Below are 22,032 nucleotides of genomic sequence, written 5' to 3'. Positions count from 1 at the left end.
GCCGAGCGAAAGCAGGTCCCTATGTCGGACGAGTCCACTGAGTCCGCCGAGCCTTCCAAGGCCCCGAAGCTCACCAAGAAGCAGCGACGCAAGGCCGCCCAGCGCAAGCAGCTCCTCATGTTCCTGGGTGTCGTGGTGCTGGTGGCTGTCGTCGCCGGCGCGGTGCTGGGGGTACAGAAGTACATGGACTCCCGGGGTGGAACGAACCCGGCCGACCTGCGGGTCACCGCCGTGACCGCCGACGGCGAGGAGACCGAACTCGCCCCCTGGTCGATCTGGGCCGACGGTGAAGCGAGGACCAACGACGAGGATCCCGCCACCGTCGATATCCCCGCGGACGGCGAGATCACCCTCAAGCTGCCCTCCGACGTCTACGACCACGACTGGACCCTGCTGCAGTTCTACGACGACGACGGCGCGAACTCCAGCAACAGCTACGCCGCCAATGAGGCGAAGGAGGTCACCATCGAGGGGTCGTCGAGCATGACCGACGACGACGGAAACCACCCGCGTCTCATCGGCCTGGAGATCCAGAGTGTCCTCATCGACGACTCCGGCGACGAGGAAGAGCCCGTCGTCGCTGTCTGGTCCATCGCGCCGAAGGAGTGAGCCGGGGCGGGGGTCAGGCGTCGAGTTCGCGGGCGATGGTCCGCAGAATCTCGGCGACCTGGTGGCCTTCCCTGCGTCCCGGACGCCTGCCGGACTCCAGGAGGGGCTGGACCCGGTTCTCCAGCAGCGAGACAGTGTCCTGCACCAGGCCGTGCAGTTTCTCGGGGGTGTACTTGTGTGCGGCACGCCGCGGCCCCTGGTCCAGGACCGTGACTCGCAGGGCCTCAGGGGCCTTCCCCCGCAGGCCGGTGGCCACGTCGTACTCGACGCGCTGGCCGGGGACGAGCTCAGTCACCCCCTCCGGAAGGGCCTGGCGTCCCACGTGGACGTCGTCATAGCCGGGGTTAGACACGAATCCGAAGCCCTTGTCGGCGTCGAACCACTTCACCTTGCCGGTCGGCATGTGTCCTCCATACTCTCTGTTCCGTTCCGCCACCGGGTCTCGACAGCGGAAGAGACGACATTACCCCAATATCAACATTCACAGCCGTCACCACAGTCCCAGCGTCGCCCCTGTGTGACGAATACCACACTCCCGCCAGGTCCCAATAAATCACAATACGGTAACAGCTGTGGCACAAAACGATAACGGAAGCACTGACCAGCACTTTTCCTCGATCACGGTCCGATGACGGCCGGGGAACGCTCTGGTCACGACAATCTCCGAAACGTCGCGTCCTCCCCGAAAATCAGGGCATTTCAGCCCAACAGCGTGACTGAACCGTGACCTATCCGTTACGCTGTCCAACGAACCGAGCGGGGACGTCCCCGCTTGCACTATCCACAGAGACATCAACGGACTCCGCAGGGCAGCGTCAGACCTCACAGGAACGACCCCCCTGCACCGGAAGGAACGAACCGCATCATGGGACGCCACAACACCCGCACCCGACTGACCTCCACCAAGCGCCTCGCCGTCGCCGGCATCGCCGTCGCCGGCATGGGCGCCGCTCTGGCCCCGGCCGCCACCGCCGCCCCCGACTCTGACTGGGACGCCCTGGCACAGTGTGAGTCCGGCGGAGACTGGTCCATCAACACCGGCAACGGCTTCCACGGTGGTCTCCAGTTCTCCCCGAGCACCTGGAGCGGCTACGGCGGAGAAGAGTTCGCCCCCTACGCCTACCAGGCCTCCCGCGAAGAGCAGATCGTCGTCGGCGAGCGCGTCCTCGCCGGCCAGGGCTGGGGCGCATGGCCCTCCTGCTCCTCCCAGCTGGGTCTGAACTCCGCTGCTGAGGAGCGCACCGCCCCGAGCGCTGCTCCGGCCTCCTCCCAGAACCAGGTCGAGCAGCTCAACTCCGCCGAGGACGTCCTCGCCATCGACGCCGTCTGGAAGCAGCTCAACGACGAGGCCGCCGCCCGCGGTGTCGCCGTGCCGCAGGAGGTCACCGACGCCTACAACGCGAACCGCAACGACCTGAACGACCAGTACAGCGCTGCCCTCGACGGCTTCAACGCCGCCGCCACCGCCCTGAAGTTCTAGCACTTCCACCCGGGGTCTCTCCCCGGGCGGCAGTACGTGCGGAATGCACAGACGCCCCACGGAACATCACTGTTCCGTGGGGCGTCTTCGGCGTCCCGGGAGGGCGTCGGCCCACCGGAGCGCACATGGGCGCACGAAAGCACCCGGGGTCACCGGGTGCACGGGGAGGTTCTACTCCGCGCCGTTGATCACGGTGAACGGGTGCACGTAGTGCAGGGTCTCGGCGGGGACCGGGAACTCCAGGTCACCGTAGGGACTCAGTGCACCGGCGTCGGCGGCAATGAGTTCGGTGACGGCGTGGTGTCCCTCGGGAACATCCTGCGGCCAGCCCGGATCAACGTAGTGCTTCTTCTCAACATCAGCCATGTCACCTATCATTCCACACCTGACCGGCACGGCAGTACCTGACGCCTGAACAACATGCCGCGCCCACCCCCGTGGGAGGTACGGGTAAAATTGTCCGGATCATGCCCGACAACACACCGTTCCCGTCCTACGGTGACTGGCTCACCGCCCATGACGACGCCACCCTCGTGGATCTGCTGTGGCGTATGCGCGCCTTCCACGGCCGGACGTTCACCGCCGATGTCGCCGCACTGCGTCAGCTCGACGCCCGCTCGCTGGCCGTCCTCCATGGGCTGGCCCATGCCGGGGCCGCCCATCATCCAGTGGACGCCGCCTCCCTCACTGATGCGCTGACCTTTCTCTTCGACGAGGCGGGGACGCCTGCACCCGGTCGTCCGGGAACCGCGGAGATCCCGGAAGTGCTGCGCTCCCTGGCACACCGCGGGCTGGCCTACGGCCCCGGTCTGCACATCAACAGCGCCGTCGAGGGCGACCGGTCAGACCCCTTCCCCGTCGCCGTCCCCGGCGACCTGCAGGGCTTCTTCACCGGCACCACCGACCTGCCCTGGGCACTGGTCGACGGCTACCGCTGTCCGGTCCCCACCGACCGTCTCCCCGGCGTCCTCGCCGAACTCCCCGACCGGCAGCGTCGACTGCTCGACACTCTCGCCACCGCCGGCGGGATCGGGCATTCGGCGTCCCTCGACGACCCGGAGCGTCCGCTGGCCCGGATGATCGCCGCCGGCCTGCTCGACCGGGTGGACGCCGAGACCGCGCGCCTGTCCCCGCGTGTCGGTGCCGTCATCGCCGGCCGGGTGACCCCGGCCCCCGGTGGCGACTTCACCTCGCCCGACCCTGTCCCGGCGACCGACCGTGCCGACGGGTCGGGTGTCGCCCGGGCCGTGGAGACGCTGCGGCAGATCACGGAACTTCTCACTCTCCTCGGCACCGCACCGTTGCGCCCGCTGGGCGGCGGCGGAGTCGGTGTCCGTGAGATCACCCGTGTCGCCAAGGCCACCGACACCACCATCGACGAGGTCACCGGCACACTGCTGCTGTGCCGCCACGCCGACCTCATCGGCCCCGGTCTGCCCGTCCCCGCCCCCGAGGTCGACACCGCCGGGCCCGGCGGGGAGGTGTGGGGGCTCACCGACCGTGGCGCGGAGTTCCTGGCTGCGGGTATGGCCCGGCGGTGGGCGCTGCTGCTGTCCGGCTGGTCGACGAGCCCGCACTCCCCGTGGGAGATGGCGGAGACCGGCGCCCACCTGCTCCAGGACAGCCTCGACCACCCCGCCACCGCCGCACTGCGCGAACTCACCGCGGAACTGGTGACCGTGCTCGGTGGCACGCAGGACACACAGGATCCAGCGGTCCAGCTGTGGCGGCTGCGTCCCTCCCTGGCGGCGAAGACCCCGACCGAGGCGGTGGCCGGCGTCCTCCGCGAGGCTGAGGCGCTGGGGCTGCGCGCCGACGGGCAGCCTACCAGCGCGGCGGTCGCGCTGGCGTCCGACGCCCGGGCGGACGCGCTGACCACCGCGCTGACCGGTGTGCTGCCTGCCCCGGTGAGCATGCTGATCATCCAGGCCGACCTGACCGTCCTCGCCCCCGGTCTGCTGGCCCCCGACGACGAGGCGATGCTGCGCGCGATCGCCGACGTGGAGTCCACCGGTATGGCGAGTGTGTGGCGCATCTCCCCGGAATCGCTCAAGCGCGCCGCGGCAGCCGGTGAGACCGCCGACCGGGTCCGGGGTTTCCTCACCGGCATGGCGCCGGAGATCCCCCAGGGCCTCGACTACCTCATCAACGACACCTTCCGGTCCACCGGTGCGTTGACGGCCGGTACGGCGTCCACCGTCCTCACCGCCCCTGACGAGGCGACGCTGACCTCGGCGCTGACCGCGCTGGCGTCCCTGTCCGACGGGGAGGTCCACGACGCCGCCCTGCGCCGCATCGCCCCGACCGTGGCGGTCAGTCGCACGCAGCTCTCCCGCGTCGTCGACCTGCTGGAGGACGCCGGGGTACAGGTCGGGGTCGACGGGGACGCCGCCGCCACGGCCCATGGCCCGGTCCTGTCACTGGTGCCCGACCCGCGGCGTCCTACCGTCACGCGTGAGGAGGTCGAGGACCAGCTCGCCGGGAGCGTCGAGGGGCTGCGCCGCACCCGGCAGGCCGCGTCCGACACCGAGGACCTGGAGGGCACAGACCTGCCCGACGTGGAGACCGTCCGCGACCCGCACCAGATCATGGCGACGCTGCGCTCGGCCTACGACCGGGGGACGCGGGTGGAGATCAGCTACGTCAACGCCGACGGGTCGGCGGTGCAGGAGTGGATCTCGGTGGTGACGATGAGTCCGGTGTCCATCGTCGGCGTCACCGAGTCCGACGGGGTCTCGCTGCGGATCCAACCGCACCGCATCGCCTGGGTCGCCGCGCCGGTCTAGAATGGACCGGTTCACCACACCCCGCCCATGAGGAGTCCGCAGTGCCCATCGGTGACGGACCACTGATCGTCCAGTCCGACAAGACCGTCCTGCTCGAGATCGACCACCCGGCCGCCGCCGAAGCGCGTATCGCCCTGGCCCCGTTCGCCGAGCTGGAGCGTGCCCCCGAGCACGTCCACACCTACCGCATCACCCCGCTGGCACTGTGGAATGCCCGCGCCGCCGGGCACGACGCCGAACAGGTCGTCCACGTCCTCGAGACCTACTCCCGGTTCCCCGTGCCGCAGCCCCTGCTCGTCGACATCGCCGAGACCATGGACCGCTACGGCCGCCTGACGTTGGCGACGTCCCCGGTGCACGGCCTGGTGCTGGAATCCTCGGACCCCGCGGTGCTCGCCGAGATCCGGCGGCACAAGAAGATCCGGCCGATGCTCGGCGAGCAGATCGACGCGGACACCGTCATCGTCCACCCTTCCGAGCGTGGCCGGATCAAGCAGGAACTCATCAAGGTCGGCTGGCCGGCCGAGGACCTCGCCGGCTACGTCGACGGTGAGGCACACCCCGTCGAGCTGTCCACCGAGCACGAGCAGTGGGAGCTGCGCGACTACCAGGAGATGGCCGCGGAATCGTTCTGGTCCGGCGGCTCCGGTGTGGTCGTGCTGCCCTGTGGTGCAGGCAAGACGATGGTCGGTGCCGCGGCGATGGCGAAGTCGAAGACGACCACGTTGATCCTCGTCACCAACACCGTCGCAGGACGCCAGTGGCGCGATGAACTCATCCGCCGCACGTCGCTGACCGAGGACGAGATCGGCGAGTACTCCGGAGAGCGCAAGGAGATCCGCCCGGTCACCATCGCCACGTACCAGGTCGTCACCCGCAAGACGAAGGGTGTGTTCCGCGCGCTGGAACTGTTCGACTCCCGTGACTGGGGTCTCATCATCTACGACGAGGTGCACCTGCTGCCCGCGCCGGTGTTCCGGATGACCAGTGACCTGCAGTCGCGGCGTCGGCTGGGGCTCACCGCCACCCTGGTGCGCGAGGACGGCCGGGAGGACGACGTCTTCAGCCTCATCGGCCCGAAGCGTTACGACGCACCGTGGAAGGACATCGAGTCGCAGGGCTTCATCGCCCCGGCGGACTGCACCGAAGTGCGCGTCCAGCTCGGCGACAACGACCGGATGATCTACGCCACCGCCGAGCAGAACGAGAAGTACCGGCTGGCGGCGTGTTCGCCGGTGAAGACCGATGTGGTGCGCAAGATCCTGGCCAGGCACGCCGGCGAGCCGGCACTGGTCATCGGCGCCTACATCGACCAGCTCGAGGAGCTCGGCGAAGAGCTGGACGCCCCGGTCATCGACGGGAGGACGCCGAACAAGCGCCGCGAGGAGCTGTTCGACGCCTTCCGCGCCGGTGAGCTCAGCGTCCTCGTCGTGTCGAAGGTCGCGAACTTCTCCATCGACCTGCCGGGCGCGTCGGTGGCTGTCCAGATCTCCGGCACCTTCGGCTCACGTCAGGAGGAGGCGCAGCGGCTGGGACGGATCCTGCGTCCGAAGCCGGACGGGTCGGCGGCGTATTTCTACTCCGTGGTCACCCGTGACACACTGGACGCCGACTATGCCGCCCACCGTCAGCGCTTCCTCGCCGAGCAGGGCTACGGCTACCGCATCATCGATTCGATCGACCTGTAGAGGTCACGAGGTTCAGAGGGTTATTCCAGTGACCGAGTTCAACTTCACCGTGGACGAGACGTTCGCCCGCACCCACAACGAGTTCTTCCGGGACGCGAAGCGGTTCCAGTGGTCCGCGGCGATCCTCGGGATCCTGTTCCTGGTGGCGACCGTGGTGCTGGTCCTCATCGGGTCGGGACTGACCGTGGTCATCGGCATCGCGACCGGCATCATGGCCCTGCTGTGCTTCATCATGGTGCCGGTGATGCCGAAGCAGCTGGGTTCCCCGCAGTCCTACTACGACCGCTACGACCTGGTGCCGACCGTCGTGGCGAAGGTCAATCCGCGCGATGTCGTCCTGCTGTCGCTGGTCGACACCGCGGTGCCCGGCACCGGTGAGCCGTCGACTCCTGCGCTGGCGGTGCGGACCGTGACCTCGGTGCCGGGGATCCGGCGGGTCGTCGGCGAGAAGGTGCCGTCGGTGGCGGTCACCGGTATGCGGACGACCCGCAACCGGAACCACTGGGAGGAGATCTCCCCGATGCCGGTGGCCTGGGGGACGAAGGACCGTGCGGTCATCGCCTCGGCCGAGAAGGCCGTCTCCGACCGGCAGTGGAAGAAGCTGGAGGGGCTGGTCGGACGCGTCGACGAGGTCTCAGCCTCCAAGCGCCGACTGATCGAGCTGTAGGTCGGAGCGGCCCCGTCAGCCCCATCCGTCCCGCCTGCCCCGGTAACACTCTGACGGATTCCCTGTGGCGCAGACCACGCTGATGCATTAAAGTCTAGATTGTTCAACAATCTTCCCCTGGCGAAGTCCATGCCGCCACAGCACAGCACCACAGGAGGCCCACCATGACCGTGATCGACCTCAACTCCGACCTCGGCGAGACCACCGACGGTGTCGCCGTCGCCGACGATCACGCCATGATCCAGCTGGTCACCAGCGCCAATGTCGCCACCGGGTTCCACGCCGGTGACCCGCACTCCATCGCCGAGACCGTCCGGGCCGCCGCAGGGAAGGGTGTCACCGTCGGCGCCCACATCGGATACAAAGACGCGGCGAACTTCGGCCGCACCAACATGGAGATCGGCCCGTCCCAGCTCGCCGACGAGGTGCTCTACCAGATCGGTGCGCTCGAAGCCCTGGCCCGCCGCTACGGCACCGCCGTCCGCTACGTGAAACCGCACGGCGCCCTCTACAACACCATCGTCCACCACGAGGCCCAGGCCCACGCCGTGATCGACGGCATCCACGCCTTCTCCGCGGACATCCCGGTCATGCTGCTCCCGGGTGGCGTCGCCGTGGACATCGCCGAGCGGAAGGGGCTGCGCGTCATCCGCGAGGCCTTCGCCGACCGCAACTACAACCCGGACGGCACCCTGGTCTCCCGCACCCTGCCGAACGCCGTCGTCCCGGACCCGGAGTTCGTCGCCGCCCGCGTCCGCCAGGTCGCCGAAGACGGCTCCGTCACCGCCGTCGACGGCACCGTGGTGAAGGTGGACGCCGAGTCTGTCTGCGTCCACGGGGATTCGCCGGACTCCGTCGCCCTGACCCGGAGCATCGTGAAGGCACTGGTCGAGGACGGCATCGAGATCAGGAGCTTCCTGTGACCGTCCCCGCCTCAGTCCCTGTTCATCGCGTCGGGACGCGGGCTTTGCTCGTCGACCTGCCCGATCTCTCCACCGCCATGGCCTGGCACACCGCGCTGAGCAGCGCTCCCCTGCCGGGCCAGACCTCCGTCGGCGCCGCCGCACGGACCGTCCTGGTCCGGTTCAGGTCGGCTTCCGCCACGGACACCGCCCGGTGCGTCCTCCCCGGTTTTCTTCCGGGGGACGCCACGGCCACTGAGCCGCGGGACATCACCGTCGACGTGATCTACGACGGTGAGGATCTTGACAGCCTCGCCGGGTCCCTGTCGATGACCCGCGACGGACTGATCGACTGGCACACCGGGACGACCTGGACCGCGGCCTTCGGCGGCTTCGCCCCCGGCTTCACCTACTGCGTCCCGGAGGACGCCACCCGTGCGCTCGACGTGCCGCGTCACCCGTCGCCGCGTCCGGCGGTTCCCGACCGTTCCGTCGCCCTGGCCGGGGACTTCTCCGCGGTCTACCCACGCACCTCACCGGGTGGCTGGCAGCTCATCGGCTCGACGACGCAGCCCTTCTGGGACGACATGGCCGAGTCCCCTGCACTGCTCTCCCCCGGCGACCGGGTGCACTACCGTGCTGTCACCGAGCGGGTCGAGGTCACCACATCCACGAAGAAGTCCGCGGTCAGCGGGGTCCGCCGTCCGGTACTGCGCATCGATGACCCCGGCCTGCAGGTCCTCGTCGAGGACGCCGGACGCCACGGGTTCGGCGATCTGGGTGTCACCGGCTCCGGTGCAGCCGACCGTGGGTCCGCACAGGCCGCGAATGAGGCGCTCGGCAACAACCGGGATGCCGCAGTGCTGGAGAACATCGGTGGGCTGACCCTCAACGCACTGGTCGAGACCGTTGTCGTCGTCACCGGAGCCGTCGCCCCGGTGAGTGTGGACGGACGCGCGGAAGACCGTGGCGTCCCGCTGCTGCTGGGCGCCGGATCCGCACTCACCGTCGGCAGCGCGACCGAGGGTCTGCGCAGTTACATCGGGGTGCGCGGCGGTGTCGTGGCCGAATCCGTGCTGGGGTCGGCCTCCACCGACCTGCTCTCCGGACTGGGCCCGGCCCCGCTGGAACAGGGTGACACCGTGTACGCCGGCCCGGCGCGTGGCAGTGTCCGCCGGGTCGATGCGCCGGTGCGCACCGACGGCGTCCTGCGGGTCGTCCCCGGTCCCCGTGACGGGTGGTTCGCCGGGGGTGCCGAGGCCCTGACCGGTGCGACCTGGACCGTGAGTGCGACCTCCAACCGGGTGGGCCTGCGGCTCACCGGCGAGAATCCCGTCGTGCGCGTCCATGAGGGCGAACTGCCCAGCGAGGGCATGATCGCCGGTTCGATCCAGGTGCCGCCGAACGGCGAACCGGTCGTGTTCCTCCGCGACCATGCCGTCACCGGCGGCTACCCCGTCATCGCCACCGTCATCCCCGAGGACCTCGACGCCGCCGCGCAGCTCGCGCCCGGCGCGCAGGTCACCTTCGTCGAATACCAGGAGCTGCCATGACTACCGTCCTCATCGCCAACCGTGGCGAGATCGCCGTCCGGATCGCCCGCGCCGCCCGTGACCTGGGCATCCGGTCGGTCGCCGTCTACTCTTCAGCCGACGCCGACGCACTGCACACCCGCGTCGCCGACGAAGCCTGGGCGCTGAAGGGTTCCACCGGTGCGCAGACGTACATGAACAGCCCCGCGCTGCTGGACATCGCCGCCCGCGTCGGTGCGGACTGCGTCCACCCCGGTTACGGCTTCCTCTCGGAGAACGCGGACTTCGCGCGTGCCGTGGCGGACGCCGGGATGACCTGGATCGGCCCGACCCCGGAGACCATCGACACCCTGGGCGACAAGATGGCCGCCCGTCAGCTTGCGGAGTCGGTGGGAGCACCGCTGGCCCCGGGCACCTCCGAACCGCTGCAGTCCTGGGAGGAGGCGCACGCCTTCGCTGAAGAGCACGGTCTGCCTGTCGTCATCAAGGCCGCGTTCGGCGGTGGCGGTCGCGGGCTGAAGATCGTGACCCGCGAGGACGGGCTCGACGCGGTGGAGGACGCCTTCCTCTCCGCCGGCCGTGAGGCGGGCGAGGCTTTCGGACGCACCGAGTGCTTCGTCGAGAAATTCCTTGAGACCCCGCGGCATGTCGAAGCCCAGGTCCTGGCGGACACCCACGGCCATGTCTCGGTGGTCGGCCTACGGGACTGCTCGACGCAGCGTCGATTCCAGAAGCTCGTCGAGGAGGCACCGGCGCCGTTCCTGACGACTGGTCAGCGTGAGCAGATCACCGAGGGGGCGAGGTCGATCTGTGCCGCGGCCGGATATGTCGGTGCGGGCACGGTGGAGTTCATCGTCGCCGCCGACGGGACGGTCTCCTTCCTGGAGGTCAACACCCGTGTGCAGGTCGAGCACCCGGTCACCGAGGTGACCAGTGGCGTGGACATCGTCGCCGAGCAGTTCCGCATCGCCTTCGGGGAGACATTGAGCTGGGTTGCTGCGGGTGAGCCGCTGGATCCGGCGTCCTCCGGCCATGCCATCGAGTTCCGGATCAACGCCGAGGACGTCGCCAACGGCTTCGTCCCCTGCCCCGGCACGGTGACCGAGTTCCGCGTCCCGACGGGTCCGGGTATCCGGGTGGACGCCGGGGTGGTCTCCGGTTCCACGATCCCGGGGTTCTACGACTCGATGCTCGGCAAGCTCATCGTGTGGGGTCCGACCCGGGAGGTCGCACTGCGCCGTGCCGAGGCTGCGCTGGACGAGTTCGTCATCTCCGGGGTGCGCACGGTGCTGCCCTTCCACCGCGACCATGTCCGTGCCCCGGAGTTCACCACGGCAGCTGCTGACGGATCGACATGTGAGTTCGGCGTCTACACCGACTGGGTGGACTCCCACTATGTTCCCGGTGCCGCGACCTGCGGAGACAACGGCGACATCGAGGACGCCTACCTCGAGCGCACCGAGATCTCGGTGGAGATCGACGGGCGGCTGCACCGGGTCGGGATCCCGGCAGGTGCACTGGGCGCTGTGGCGGACTCCACTGCGTCCACTGTGTCCACTGCGTCCACTGCGTCCTCGTCATCTACATCCGGCACCCCGGTGACCTCGCCGTTCGACGGCACCGTCGTTGAGTGGAAGGTCGCCGACGGGGCCCAGGTCAGCAAGGGCGACACCATCGTTTCCGTCGAGGCGATGAAAATGGAACGCGCAGTCACCGCCCCGGCTGACGGCGTCCTCCACATCGCGCTGAACGCCGGCGAGCATGCCGGACGTGGCGCGGTGCTGGGGGCTGTGAAGTAGGGCCCGCGTTCCGTAGCGTGGGCGGTATCCGCTGACAGACACCACCCATGCACCGACGGGAACCGTGATGAGAGACCTGGTCTACTTCGTCGCAGTATCACTGGACGGATACATCGCCGCACCGGACGGGAGCTTCGACGCCTTCCCGGTCGAGGGCGACCTCATGCCTGTCCTGCTCAGTGAGCTCGCCGACGCTGTCCCAGCCCATGTCCTGTCCGCGATCGGGATGGACGCTCCGCTGGACAGGTTCGGCACGGTGATCCAGGGCTGGAACAGTGCCGCAGTTTCGGATCCGGCGTCATCGTCGAGGAGTACCGACGGAGCGACCACTGACCAGAACCCCTCGGCCACCGTCAGAAGGCTCAGATAGACTGACCGCCATGCGTGCCCAGTCCGTCGCCGCCGTCCTGCGGCATGCCGTGTCCGCCGGTGAATACTCCCCCGGCGAGAAGCTCAACGAAGTCGCCGTCGCCGACAAGCTGGGGATCTCCCGCAATACCCTGCGTGAGGGATTCGCCTCCCTCGCCGCTGACGGTATCGTCGACCGGATTCCCAACCGGGGCGTCTTCATCGCGTCCCCCGGCGCCGAAGACATCCGGAATCTCTACCGGGCGCGTGCCGTGGTCGAACCCGGCGCGCTGCTGTGGGGGGACGCCCTCGATGTGGATGCCCTTGACCGGGTCGTCACTGACGCCGAAGTGTCAGAATCCACGGATTCGCCGGAATCCGCAGTTGAGACAGCTGAGACCGCCCTGGCGAACCAGCTCTTCCACCGGACCGTCGTGGAGTCCGCCGGTTCAGGCCTGCTCAACGAGGAGATGGACCGGCTGCTCGCCCGGATGCGCCTGGTGTTCCTCACTGTGGAGCGGGTCCGACCCGGCCTGCACGGTGAGTTTGTCCCGGTGAACCGGCAGATCGTCACTCTGCTGCGTGCCGGCGACCGTGCAGGAGCAGCATCGGCACTCCGGGCGTCCCTCGTGGAGACCGGGGAAACCCTGGCGTCGACGGTCAGTCCGTGAGCATTCCGGTGTCCCCGGACTCCAGGAACTCCAGGACGCAGTCCCGGTACGGCGCAGTGTCAATCCCCTGCTCAGCGAGCCAGACATCCGCGTAGTACTTGTCGAGGTAGCGCTCGCCGGAGTCGCAGATCAGCGAGACCACGCTGCCCTGCTCCCCCGCGTCCTTCATCTCGGCGACCAGACGCAGTGCCGCCCACAGGCCGGTCCCGGTCGAACCGCCGGCGCGGATCCCGGTGACCTGCTCCAGGGCATGGACCGCACCGATCGCCGCGGCATCCGGCACGCTCGTCATCCGGTCGACGACCCGGCCGGTGAAACTCGGCTCCACGCGCTGGCGTCCGATACCCTCGATCCGGGACGGGGCATCCGTGGTCAGGGCGCGGTCGTTTGTCGACCAGGCGGGGAAGAAGGCGGAGTTCTCCGGGTCAGCCACGCACAGCCCGGTCATCCGGCCGGTGTAGCGGACGTAGCGGCCCAGGGTCGACGACGTGCCGCCCGTGCCGGCGGTCGCGACGATCCAGCGTGGATCAGGGAAGCGCTCCATCGACATCTGGCGGAATATCGACTCGGCGATGTTGTTGTTCCCGCGCCAGTCCGTCGCCCGCTCCGCGTAGGTGAACTGGTCCATGTAGTGCCCGCCGGTCTCCTCGGCGGTCTGCGCCGCCACCGCGTAGACGGTGGATGCATCATCGACAAACCGCACCTCGGCCCCGTAGGACCTGATCAGACGCACTTTCTCCGCACTGGTGGATGCAGCGACGACGGTGATGAAGGGGACGCCGATGAGCCGTGCGAAGTACGCCTCGGAGATCGCCGTGGATCCGGAGGACGCTTCGACCACCGGTGCGTCCTTGCGGATCCAGCCGTTGGCCAGACCGTAGAGGAACAGCGACCGGGCCAGCCGGTGCTTCAGCGAACCGGTCGGGTGGGTGGTCTCGTCCTTGAGATAGAGGTCCACGCCCCAGTCATCCGGCAACGGCATCTTCAGCAGATGGGTGTCCGCCGAGCGCTGCTGGTCAGCCTGGACCTTACGGATCGCCTCGGCGGCCCAGCGTCGGGCGTCGGCGTTGTAGCGGTTGATGTCGTGGGGCTCAAGCGCGGAACTCATGCAGGCCTACCGCCCCGCCAGCCACGCCGCATCATCCGAGACGCGACGACGCCACACCTCCGGCACCCCGATGATGTGCTCGGAGAGGTACTCCGCGTACTCGAGACCCGACCCCGCCGCAGGGGCCGTGACCTCACCGGGCACTCCGGCATGCGCCCCGAACCAGTCGAGCACGGCCTGTGCCGCCGTCCCCCGCGAATCCTCCGACGCCACCGACACACGCGTCGGCACACCGGACAGGTCGTAGGACAGATCAGCCGGAATCCGCGGCGTCATGGCCAGCAGGAAGGCGGCGTCCTCCACAACCTGCGCGGCCACCGTGAACCCGGAGCCGAAGGTCACCAGGCCGACCCGGTCCGGTGCCGCCGGCGACGCCGCAGCCACACCCTCACCCACGAACTCCCCGGCACGCTCACGCACCTCCGCGAACGCCGCCGCCACCGCGTCCTCCGTCGCCGCCGGCGTTCCGTCACCGTAGCCGGGCAGCGGGTAGATCAGATCGACGACCGTCACCCCGGACTTCTCGGCCAGCGCGGCGAACAGCGGCAGCCACAGCTGGTCGTGCGATTCCGCGTCGCCGAACCAGCCCGGACCGCCGTGCAGACTCACCGCGACCGCACCCGTCGGCTCCGACGGACGCAGTACCGTGCCCCGCAGCCCCGCCACCGACACCTCGTCAGCCGACGGACCGGTCTTCAGGAACGCCACCCCCGGCATCGCGTGGTCGAGCCCCGCACCGAGCACCAGCAGACTGCAGTGCGTGATGAGGTCCGGCACCCGGGCCCACATCCGCTCCGTGGCGTCCTTGAGCTCCGCAGAAACCGACAGACCCGCACCTTCGTCAGTCGTCAGTGAGGTGAAGATCTCCGGGTAGGAGTCACTGAAGTTCTGCAGCAGCAGATCGAGCTGCGCCCGGGGGCTGAGCTTGTCGTGGCCGACCATGGCGTCAGCCGGATGACCCTTCGGCAGGTCAGCGGGGTCGGTGGCCACCAACGGTTCAACGAAATCAGGGGCCTCGTCGGTCGCGGTCAGCGGGGTGGGACGTATCAGCTCAGTCATGACGTCCATAGTATGGCGGGCATGACTGATCACCACCCGGCGACTCCTCCCACCCACCACCCGGCGCACCGCGTCGCGGGCATCGGCCCGACCATCTTCGCCACCGTCACCGCCGAAGCCGTCCGCACGCAGGCCGCGAACCTGGGTCAGGGATTCCCGGACGACGACGGCCCCGCCGAGATGCTGCGCATCGCCGCCGACCAGATCACCGGCGGGAACAACCAGTACGGCCCCGGCCCCGGCGACCCTGCCCTGCGCGAGGCCGTCGCACGTGACCGGCGCGACCGGTGGGGCCAGCAGGTCACCGCCGACAACGTGCTGATCACCGTCGGCGCGACCGAGGCCATCGCCGCGTCCGTCCTCGGCCTCGTCGATGAAGGACGCCAGGTCGTCACCCTCGAACCGACCTATGACGCCTACACCGCATGCATCGGCCTGGCCGGGGCGACCGAGCGCCCTGTCCGACTGCAGCTGGAGCCGGACAGCGACGGTGTCCGCCGCTGGTCGCTGGACCGGGTGGCTTTCGCCGAAGCCGTCGCCGAGGACACCACCGCCGCCGTCCTGCTGAACACACCGCACAACCCCACCGGCACGGTGCTGTCCCGCGCAGACCTGGAGTTCATCGCCGACTGCGTGCGCGGCACCGGCACCGTCGTGATCAGCGACGAAGTCTACGAGCGGCTGGTGTTCAGTGAGAGCGGTGAGGAACACGTCCCCTTCGCCACGCTGCCGGGGATGGCCGACCAGACGGTGACGATCTCCTCGGCGTCCAAGAACTTCAACGTCACCGGCTGGAAGACCGGCTGGGCGATCGCCTCCCCTGACCTGCTGGGACCGGTCACCGCCGCGAAGCAGTTCCTGACCTATGTGGGTGTGACTCCGCTGCAGCCGGCGGTGACGTGGGCGCTCGACAACGCCGACGACTGGTCGGACGGCTGGCGCGAGACCCTCCGGCAGCGCAAGCACACCCTCGTCCATGCACTGGAGGACGCCGGCATGGAGGTCCTGGGTTCCGACGGGACCTACTACGTCATCACCGACATCGCCCCGCTCGGACTGACCGGCGTGGGCGGGCAGCCCATGTCCGGCGAGGAGTTCTGCCGGCGTCTGCCGGGGGCAGTGGGTGTGGCCGGCATTCCGGTCACCGCTTTCGTCACAGCGGACGCCGCCGCCGACCCGACCGACCCGGTACACACCCTCGTGCGCTGGACGTTCTGCAAGAACGACACCACCCTGGCGACCGCTGCCGGGCGGCTGAAGGACGGCGTCCGGGACAGGCTGACCGGGGGCGAATAGGGTTCACTGAACCGCTCGGTCTATTATTCACCACTGAGTAACACACCGCTGCCGCATGACCACTGCGCACTACCACTGAGGAGCACCCATGGCCGACAAGATCCGCACCACACACGTGGGCTCACTGCCCCGTACCCCTGAACTGCTTGAGGCGTACGCCCGCACCACCGACGGGTCGATCGAGAAGGCCGAGTTCAACGACATCCTCCAGTCCTCCGTAGACGATGTCGTCCGCCGCCAGCACGACCTCGGCATCGACATCATCAACGACGGCGAGTACGGCCACCTCTCCTCCGGAGCCATCGACTTCGGCGCCTGGTGGTCCTACATCTTCCCCCGGCTCGCCGGACTGGAACTCGTCGACGAGGAGGAGCCGGCCGTCCGCTCCACCCCCGGCAACATCCGGCTGACCAGTTTCCCGGACCGGCGCGACTGGACCCTGTTCCGTGACGCCTACCAGGACCCGGAGTCCGGCGTCCTCGGCGGCAAGCCCGGCGGCTTCGCCCACCCCGCCATCACCGGCGAGCTGTCCTACGTAGGCCAGGACGCCGTCGCCGCGGACGTCGACGGCCTCACCGCTGCCCTCGGCAAGGCCGGTCACTCCACAGAGGACGCCTTCGTCGCCGCCGTCTCCCCCGGCTCCGGAGCCCGCCTGCTCAACAAGTTCTACGACACCGAAGATGAGCTGCTCGACGCCGCCGCCCGCGCCCTCAACGAGGAGTACCGGGCTATCACGGACGCCGGATTCACCGTCCAGATCGATGCCCCTGACCTCGCCGAGGCCTGGGACCAGATCAACCCGGAGCCGTCCATCGCCGACTACCAGGCCTGGATCGGCAAGCGCATCGACGCGATCAACACCGCCCTCGACGGCATCCCACGAGACAAGGCCCGGCTGCACATCTGCTGGGGCTCCTGGCACGGCCCCCACACCACCGACGTGCCCTTCGGTGCCATCGTCAAGGAGTGTCTGCGCGCCAATGTCGGCGGCCTGACCTTCGAGGGTGCAAGCCCCCGCCACGCCCACGAGTGGCGTGTCTGGTCCGAGCACCAACTGCCGGAGAACACCCTGATCTACCCGGGTGTCGTCTGCCACTCCACCAACGTCGTCGAGCACCCTCGCCTGGTGGCCGACCGGATCCTGCAGTTCACCGACATCGTCGGCCCGGAGAACGTCATCGCGTCCACCGACTGCGGCCTGGGCGGACGTCTCCACCCGCAGATCGCCTGGGCAAAGCTCGAGGCGCTCGTCGAAGGGGCGGCCCTGGCGTCCCGCGAAATCTACGAACGCTAGAGTTCCCCCCTGTAGATATCACCGAAAAGTACCCGAGAAGCACCTGAGAAGAGGACGCAGTACATGGTCAACAAGATCCGTACCACCCACGTGGGTTCCCTGCCCCGTACCCCTGAGCTGCTGGAGGCCAACCAGACCTTCGCCGCCGGGGAGATCACCCGCGAGAAGTTCCTGGAGATCCTCCAGAACAGCGTCGACGAGGTCGTCGCCCGCCAACACAACCTCGGCCTGGACATCATCAACGAGGGCGAGTACGGCCACATCACCTCCGGTGCCGTCGACTACGGCGCCTGGTGGAACTACACCTTCACCCGCCTGGGCGGCCTGACCATGACCGACACCGACCGGTGGGCCAACGCCGAGGTCGTGCGCTCCACCCCGGGCAACATCAAGCTCACCAGCTTCCCGGACCGTCGTGACCGCGCCGCCTTCAACGAGGCCTACGAGGACCCGGAGTCCGGCATTTTCACCGGCCGCGCGAAGGTCGGCAACCCGGAGTTCACCGGCCCGGTGACCTACATCGGCCAGCAGGAGGTCGACGCCGATGTCGACCTGCTCACCAGAGCCCTCGACAAGGTCGGCCACAACCGGTCCGACGCCTTCGTCGCCGCCATCGCCCCCGGCTCCGCCGCCCGCCTGGCCAACAAGGCCTACGACACCGACGAGGAGCTCGTCCAGGCCTGTGGCCAGGCACTCTCCCACGAGTACAGGGCCATCACGGACGCCGGCTTCACCGTGCAGTTCGACGCTCCGGACCTCGCCGAGGCCTGGGACCAGATCAACCCGGAACCGACCGTCGCCGACTACCAGGCCTGGATCCGGATCCGCATCGACGCCCTCAACGACGCGATCAAGGACCTGCCCAAGGAGCAGACCCGCCTGCACATCTGCTGGGGCTCCTGGCACGGCCCGCACACCACCGACATCCCCTTCGGCGACATCATCGACGAGGTGCTGCGCGCCGAGGTCGGCGGCTTCACCTTCGAGGGTTCCAGCCCCCGCCACGCCCACGAGTGGCGCGTCTGGCAGGATCACGAGCTGCCCGCCGGTTCGCTGATCTACCCGGGAGTCGTCTGCCACTCCACCAACGTCGTCGAGCACCCCCAGCTCGTCGCCGACCGCATCACCCAGTTCGCCGAGGTCGTCGGCCCGGAGAACGTCGTCGCCTCCACCGACTGCGGCCTGGGCGGACGCCTGCACCACCAGATCGCCTGGGCGAAGCTCGAGTCCCTGGTCAAGGGTGCCGAGATCGCCTCGAAGCAGCTTTTCGGCTGATCAGGCACCGGGTCACCCCCGGCGGTCTCCCCGGCCCCGGCGGCGCCACACCTGGCACTGTCGGGGCTCGGTGTATCCGCGGTGAACCCCCGCACATCAGGCGTGGCTACGCATATGGACACCCCCTCTCGGAAAGCACGACGTTCCACCTGTGCGCACCCGGATCCTCCGCACCCTCACCGGCGCTGTCGTCGCCGGCGGCCTGGCCGTCAGCCCCGCTGCCTGTTCCTCTGACGACGATGACAGCTCGAACGGCTCAACCAACGCCGACAGCACCTCGAGCAGCTCGACCGACGCCTTCCCCCATCACCGGGCCGGGGAACGAGAAGATCGCGTCGATGCCCGCAGGCCTACGACTACGGCATGGACAAGATGCCGCCGATTCTCGAGGAGTACGTGGCCGAGTAGGCCCGTACACCCCGTAAAGCCGGTCCCGCCACGCAGCCGGCTATTCCGCCACCGCATCCAGCGGTGGCGTTTTCGCTGCCCGCACCGCCGGTGCCAGGGCGGACACCACCCCGACCACCACGGACCCCACCAGCACCCCGGCTACCACGACCCAGGGGACGATGACAGTCGTCAGACCAACGTCCCCGAGGACGCCGAGGACCGCGAACCCCGCCCCGAGTCCGGTGAGAACACCCACCACTGCGCCGTAGAACGAAGTCATCACCGCTTCGACCGTGATGGTCCGGCGGATCAGCCCCCGGGTCGCCCCGATCGCCCGCAGCATGCCGATCTCGCGGCGTCGTTCGGCGACGGAGAGTGCGAGAGTGTTCGCCACCCCCAGCACCGCGACGATCACAGCCAGCGCGGACAGTGCGTAGACCACCGCGATGATCCGGTCGATCAGCTCTGTCTGGCGTCCTGCGAACTCCGCCGGGGTCTGCACCACCACCGACGGGGAGGACGCCGTGGCGTCCTCCAGCTGTTCACGGAGCGTGTCCGTGTCCACGCTGCCGTTCCCGGTGACGGCGACCGCCAGGGTGCGGTGCCCACCGAGACCACGGTCACCGGGAGCGAGCCGCCAGAACGCCGTCGAGCTGACGACCACGTCGCCGAGAAGACGGGAATGACCGTACGTGCCCTGCAGTGGCAACCAGCTGGTGAACGACTGGCCGGGGACACCGACCTCCACGAGATCCCCGATCTGCAGTCCGTGCTTTTCGGCGAAGGACGCGGACATCGTCAGCCCTTCCCCCGAGGACAGGTCGAGGTCGCCGGTGACCTCCCCGACGTCGAGGGCGGTGGTCGGATCTCCCTTGCTCACAGACACCAGGTTCACCCCGTCCTCCGCCGTACCGACGACGACCGGGGCCTTGCCGACGGAGTAGACCGAGCCGACGCCCGGCGTCTCACGCACCGCCGCACTCGCTGTTCCGGGGACAGGGTCGCCGGTCAGGCCGTCGACCGCTCCGACGACGAGGTCGGCGGTGACCTCCGTGTTGACCGTCTCCTCGACGGCGTTGACCACGGAAGCACCGAGCATTCCGGTGACCGTCGTCAGGGACAGGCCCAGGGTGAGGGCGAAGGCGGTGCCGGCGGAGCGGGCAGGGGTTCGAGATACCTGGGCGGTGGCCAGTCGTTCTGCCGGCCGTCGGTGCGGCAGACAGTTGAGCACCCTGGTGACCGCCCCGAGAATCGCCGGGGACGCCAGGTACACGCCGAGGAACCCGGTCACGGCACCTGTTCCGGCGAGGGAGGCGCGGGACGAGGTGACCGCGGCGTCCCGGGACAGGGCGATACCGCACAGCGCGATCCCGACTGCGAGCACCACGGCACCGGCGACTACGCGCCAGGGAGCGGTACGCTGCTGTGGAGCATCCGCCTGACGCAGTGCCTCCAGCGGGGCGACGTGTCCTGCCTTACGTGCCGGGAGGAGTCCACCGAGCAGTGTCACCACCGTACCGACGATCAACGGGATCACGATGGTCACCGTGGAGACCTCAGGGGTGGCGATGTCGACGCTGTCGGACATGGAGCGCATGACGCGGAGCAGGGCGTTGACGGCCCCCACACCCAACAGGACGCCGAATCCCGAGCCGACGATCCCGCAGAGGAGAGCTTCGCCGAGCACCGAGCCGGTGACCTGGCGTCGGGAGACACCCAGGGACCGCAGCAGCGCGATATCCCGGTGCCGACGGGCGACGGTCATCTGGAAGGTGTTGACGATGGTGAAGAGTGCCGCCAGCAGGGCGACACCCGCGAACGCGTAGAGCAGGTAGCGGACAAACCCCAGGGCGGACTCTGTGGCGTCCTGTGACTCTTCGACGAGCTCGTCGCCGGTGCGCACATCCGGCAAACCGCGGTCGGGGCTGTCGAGCGCAGCACCGATGGCGTCCATGGTCTCCTGCGTGTCCGCATCCGGTGACGGTTCGACCAGGAGCGCGGGGAGTCCGGATTCCGCATAGCGTGCCGTGAAGTCCCCCAGATTCACCGCCAGTTCGATACCGGTGCCGGTGCTCCTTTGCTCGGTATCCGGCGTTGTCCCTGCGACAGTGAGGTCGTAGTCCTCGCTGCCGTCGTTGACATGGACCAGGCTTCCTACGGCAAGCCCACCTCTGGCCGCGTTCTCGGAGACCAGGACCTCTCCCGGTGCCGGACCGGGACTGCCGTCCGAGGCCGCCGGCCCCACAGCATCCTCCGGCGAGTACCAGGGGACGACGTGGATCCTGTCTTTTCCACTGTCGACCGCGCTGCCGTCCGCTGCGGTGACGAGGACGCTACGTCGGTCGTCGATGTTGACGCGGTCGACCTCCGGAAGTTCACCGACGACGGTCGGACTGTCCGGTGCGAGAGAGGGATGGCCCTCGGCCGGGCGGACGACGAGCGGGACGCCCTCGTACTCGGAGGACATCATGGTGGACACGGTGCCGTTGAGCACGCCCGAGAGCATCTGTGAGCCGGTGAGGAAGGAGACCGCGACGGCGACGGCGCTGACCGTGAGGATCAGTCTGCCGAGATGACTGCGGAACGACCGCAGGGTGACGCGCAGGACGGCCATCAGTGCGCGTACCCCCGACGAGGGATCTGGAGAGGCTCCGGACGAAGGACTGGTCGCTGACGCGGAGTGACGTGGCATGGAGAGAGTCGGTCATCCTTCATGGTCGGCCACCTGCGACCGGAGGTGAGGGGCCGGTCGAGGCAGGTTCGTTCAGCGCGTGAGGACGCTGCAGACCTCTCCACTCTAGTGGTCCCCGCACTGCGATGCCGGTAGATGAGGCCAGAGCGGCACCGCGATCCTGCCGTGACCGCACATCGCGTCAGACAGGACCCGAGACCGCACGGAACTGAACCCACAACGCGCGAAGTCACTACTTCGCCGGATCCATGCCCGGCTATGGTGGTCCAACCCCCACCCCACAACAGCCCCCCCAGGCACCATCCGGGTACACAAAAAAAAGGGGCCGGGCCCGGCCGACCACCCCACAAGATGACCGACCAGACCCGACCCCCGACACACGCAGTAAAAAGAAGAGTGGAAGAACAATCCGAAGATCGTTCTCCCACTCCTCAAT

The 22,032-nt window shown here is 68.7% G+C and carries 18 protein-coding genes; 13 read left to right on the top strand and 5 right to left on the bottom strand.

Annotated elements, in window-relative coordinates; genetic code table 11:
• Positions 1-21 precede the first annotated feature (21 nt).
• Positions 22-609 (top strand): DUF2771 domain-containing protein, encoded by a 588-nt coding sequence (locus Q0A27_RS03715; RefSeq protein WP_291473729.1) that lies wholly within the window; start codon positions 22-24, stop codon positions 607-609.
• Between the two features lie 13 nt (positions 610-622).
• Here Q0A27_RS03715 and Q0A27_RS03710 read toward each other — a convergent pair whose 3' ends face one another.
• The gene (locus Q0A27_RS03710; RefSeq protein WP_291473728.1) at positions 623-1,012 is read right to left on the bottom strand and encodes a cold shock domain-containing protein; all 390 of its coding nucleotides are present in this window, start codon (positions 1,010-1,012) and stop codon (positions 623-625) included.
• A 462-nt stretch (positions 1,013-1,474) separates the two neighbouring features.
• On the opposite strand from Q0A27_RS03710, the gene Q0A27_RS03705 reads away from it, so the two are divergent.
• Positions 1,475-2,089 carry a resuscitation-promoting factor Rpf1 domain-containing protein gene (locus Q0A27_RS03705; RefSeq protein ID WP_291473727.1) on the top strand — a complete coding sequence of 205 codons (615 nt, stop codon included), beginning with the start codon at positions 1,475-1,477 and terminating at the stop codon, positions 2,087-2,089.
• Positions 2,090-2,260: 171 nt separating this feature from the next.
• On the opposite strand, the gene Q0A27_RS03700 is transcribed toward Q0A27_RS03705, so the two are convergent.
• Positions 2,261-2,455 carry a hypothetical protein gene (locus Q0A27_RS03700; RefSeq protein WP_291473726.1) on the bottom strand — a complete coding sequence of 65 codons (195 nt, stop codon included), beginning with the start codon at positions 2,453-2,455 and terminating at the stop codon, positions 2,261-2,263.
• Between the two features lie 101 nt (positions 2,456-2,556).
• On the opposite strand from Q0A27_RS03700, the gene Q0A27_RS03695 reads away from it, so the two are divergent.
• The 8 genes from Q0A27_RS03695 (at position 2,557) to Q0A27_RS03660 (ending at position 12,482) form a co-directional block, all read left to right on the top strand.
• A complete protein-coding gene (locus tag Q0A27_RS03695) occupies positions 2,557-4,875 on the top strand; it encodes a helicase-associated domain-containing protein (RefSeq protein ID WP_291473725.1) in 2,319 nt (772 codons plus the stop codon).
• 41 nt (positions 4,876-4,916) lie between these two features.
• A complete protein-coding gene (locus Q0A27_RS03690) occupies positions 4,917-6,563 on the top strand; it encodes a DNA repair helicase XPB (protein ID WP_291473724.1) in 1,647 nt (548 codons plus the stop codon).
• A gap of 28 nt (positions 6,564-6,591) precedes the next feature.
• A complete protein-coding gene (locus Q0A27_RS03685) occupies positions 6,592-7,230 on the top strand; it encodes a DUF3239 domain-containing protein (protein WP_291473723.1) in 639 nt (212 codons plus the stop codon).
• Between the two features lie 164 nt (positions 7,231-7,394).
• Positions 7,395-8,153 carry a LamB/YcsF family protein gene (locus tag Q0A27_RS03680; RefSeq protein ID WP_291473722.1) on the top strand — a complete coding sequence of 253 codons (759 nt, stop codon included), beginning with the start codon at positions 7,395-7,397 and terminating at the stop codon, positions 8,151-8,153.
• A complete protein-coding gene (locus tag Q0A27_RS03675) occupies positions 8,150-9,685 on the top strand; it encodes a carboxyltransferase domain-containing protein (protein WP_291473721.1) in 1,536 nt (511 codons plus the stop codon). Before Q0A27_RS03680 ends, Q0A27_RS03675 begins: the two co-directional genes overlap by 4 nt.
• Positions 9,682-11,463 carry a biotin carboxylase N-terminal domain-containing protein gene (locus Q0A27_RS03670; RefSeq protein ID WP_291473720.1) on the top strand — a complete coding sequence of 594 codons (1,782 nt, stop codon included), beginning with the start codon at positions 9,682-9,684 and terminating at the stop codon, positions 11,461-11,463. Before Q0A27_RS03675 ends, Q0A27_RS03670 begins: the two co-directional genes overlap by 4 nt.
• Positions 11,464-11,530: 67 nt before the next feature.
• The gene (locus Q0A27_RS03665) at positions 11,531-11,833 is read left to right on the top strand and encodes a hypothetical protein (RefSeq protein ID WP_291473719.1); all 303 of its coding nucleotides are present in this window, start codon (positions 11,531-11,533) and stop codon (positions 11,831-11,833) included.
• 10 nt (positions 11,834-11,843) lie between these two features.
• Complete coding sequence (locus tag Q0A27_RS03660; protein ID WP_291473718.1) at positions 11,844-12,482, top strand: GntR family transcriptional regulator; 639 nt, start codon at positions 11,844-11,846, stop codon at positions 12,480-12,482.
• On the opposite strand, the gene Q0A27_RS03655 is transcribed toward Q0A27_RS03660, so the two are convergent.
• The gene (locus tag Q0A27_RS03655; RefSeq protein WP_291473717.1) at positions 12,472-13,590 is read right to left on the bottom strand and encodes a PLP-dependent cysteine synthase family protein; all 1,119 of its coding nucleotides are present in this window, start codon (positions 13,588-13,590) and stop codon (positions 12,472-12,474) included. The two genes, Q0A27_RS03660 and Q0A27_RS03655, sit on opposite strands and share 11 nt — an antisense overlap.
• A 6-nt stretch (positions 13,591-13,596) precedes the next feature.
• Positions 13,597-14,649: a hypothetical protein gene (locus tag Q0A27_RS03650; protein ID WP_291473716.1), complete on the bottom strand. Its 1,053-nt coding sequence runs from the start codon at positions 14,647-14,649 to the stop codon at positions 13,597-13,599.
• A 21-nt stretch (positions 14,650-14,670) separates the two neighbouring features.
• Here Q0A27_RS03650 and Q0A27_RS03645 point away from each other — a divergent pair, with 21 nt between their 5' ends.
• The 3 genes from Q0A27_RS03645 (at position 14,671) to Q0A27_RS03635 (ending at position 18,514) form a co-directional block, all read left to right on the top strand.
• Positions 14,671-15,945, top strand: a complete 1,275-nt coding sequence (locus Q0A27_RS03645; protein WP_291473715.1) for an aminotransferase class I/II-fold pyridoxal phosphate-dependent enzyme — start codon at positions 14,671-14,673, stop codon at positions 15,943-15,945.
• 88 nt (positions 15,946-16,033) lie between these two features.
• Entirely contained in the window at positions 16,034-17,239 is a 1,206-nt protein-coding gene (locus Q0A27_RS03640) for a cobalamin-independent methionine synthase II family protein (protein WP_291473714.1), read from the top strand.
• A gap of 63 nt (positions 17,240-17,302) precedes the next feature.
• Positions 17,303-18,514 (top strand): cobalamin-independent methionine synthase II family protein, encoded by a 1,212-nt coding sequence (locus tag Q0A27_RS03635; RefSeq protein ID WP_291473713.1) that lies wholly within the window; start codon positions 17,303-17,305, stop codon positions 18,512-18,514.
• A 448-nt stretch (positions 18,515-18,962) separates the two neighbouring features.
• On the opposite strand, the gene Q0A27_RS03630 is transcribed toward Q0A27_RS03635, so the two are convergent.
• Positions 18,963-21,518: an FtsX-like permease family protein gene (locus Q0A27_RS03630; protein ID WP_291473712.1), complete on the bottom strand. Its 2,556-nt coding sequence runs from the start codon at positions 21,516-21,518 to the stop codon at positions 18,963-18,965.
• Positions 21,519-22,032: the final 514 nt, after the last annotated feature.

The organism is Corynebacterium sp. (assembly GCF_022712275.1).
GTDB lineage: Bacteria > Actinomycetota > Actinomycetes > Mycobacteriales > Mycobacteriaceae > Corynebacterium.
The sequence above is the reverse complement of the archived record's forward strand: the minus strand, read 5'-3'. Positions and strand labels throughout refer to the sequence as shown.

Coding starts and splice junctions, on each gene's coding strand:
- Q0A27_RS03650 (WP_291473716.1), bottom strand. CDS start 14,649: ATGACTGAGCTGATACGTCCCACCCCGCTGACCGCGACCGACGAGGCC.
- Q0A27_RS03705 (WP_291473727.1), top strand. CDS start 1,475: ATGGGACGCCACAACACCCGCACCCGACTGACCTCCACCAAGCGCCTC.
- Q0A27_RS03635 (WP_291473713.1), top strand. CDS start 17,303: ATGGTCAACAAGATCCGTACCACCCACGTGGGTTCCCTGCCCCGTACC.
- Q0A27_RS03655 (WP_291473717.1), bottom strand. CDS start 13,590: ATGAGTTCCGCGCTTGAGCCCCACGACATCAACCGCTACAACGCCGAC.
- Q0A27_RS03680 (WP_291473722.1), top strand. CDS start 7,395: ATGACCGTGATCGACCTCAACTCCGACCTCGGCGAGACCACCGACGGT.
- Q0A27_RS03715 (WP_291473729.1), top strand. CDS start 22: ATGTCGGACGAGTCCACTGAGTCCGCCGAGCCTTCCAAGGCCCCGAAG.
- Q0A27_RS03665 (WP_291473719.1), top strand. CDS start 11,531: ATGAGAGACCTGGTCTACTTCGTCGCAGTATCACTGGACGGATACATC.
- Q0A27_RS03710 (WP_291473728.1), bottom strand. CDS start 1,012: ATGCCGACCGGCAAGGTGAAGTGGTTCGACGCCGACAAGGGCTTCGGA.
- Q0A27_RS03670 (WP_291473720.1), top strand. CDS start 9,682: ATGACTACCGTCCTCATCGCCAACCGTGGCGAGATCGCCGTCCGGATC.
- Q0A27_RS03640 (WP_291473714.1), top strand. CDS start 16,034: ATGGCCGACAAGATCCGCACCACACACGTGGGCTCACTGCCCCGTACC.
- Q0A27_RS03645 (WP_291473715.1), top strand. CDS start 14,671: ATGACTGATCACCACCCGGCGACTCCTCCCACCCACCACCCGGCGCAC.
- Q0A27_RS03630 (WP_291473712.1), bottom strand. CDS start 21,518: ATGGCCGTCCTGCGCGTCACCCTGCGGTCGTTCCGCAGTCATCTCGGC.
- Q0A27_RS03660 (WP_291473718.1), top strand. CDS start 11,844: ATGCGTGCCCAGTCCGTCGCCGCCGTCCTGCGGCATGCCGTGTCCGCC.
- Q0A27_RS03700 (WP_291473726.1), bottom strand. CDS start 2,455: ATGGCTGATGTTGAGAAGAAGCACTACGTTGATCCGGGCTGGCCGCAG.
- Q0A27_RS03695 (WP_291473725.1), top strand. CDS start 2,557: ATGCCCGACAACACACCGTTCCCGTCCTACGGTGACTGGCTCACCGCC.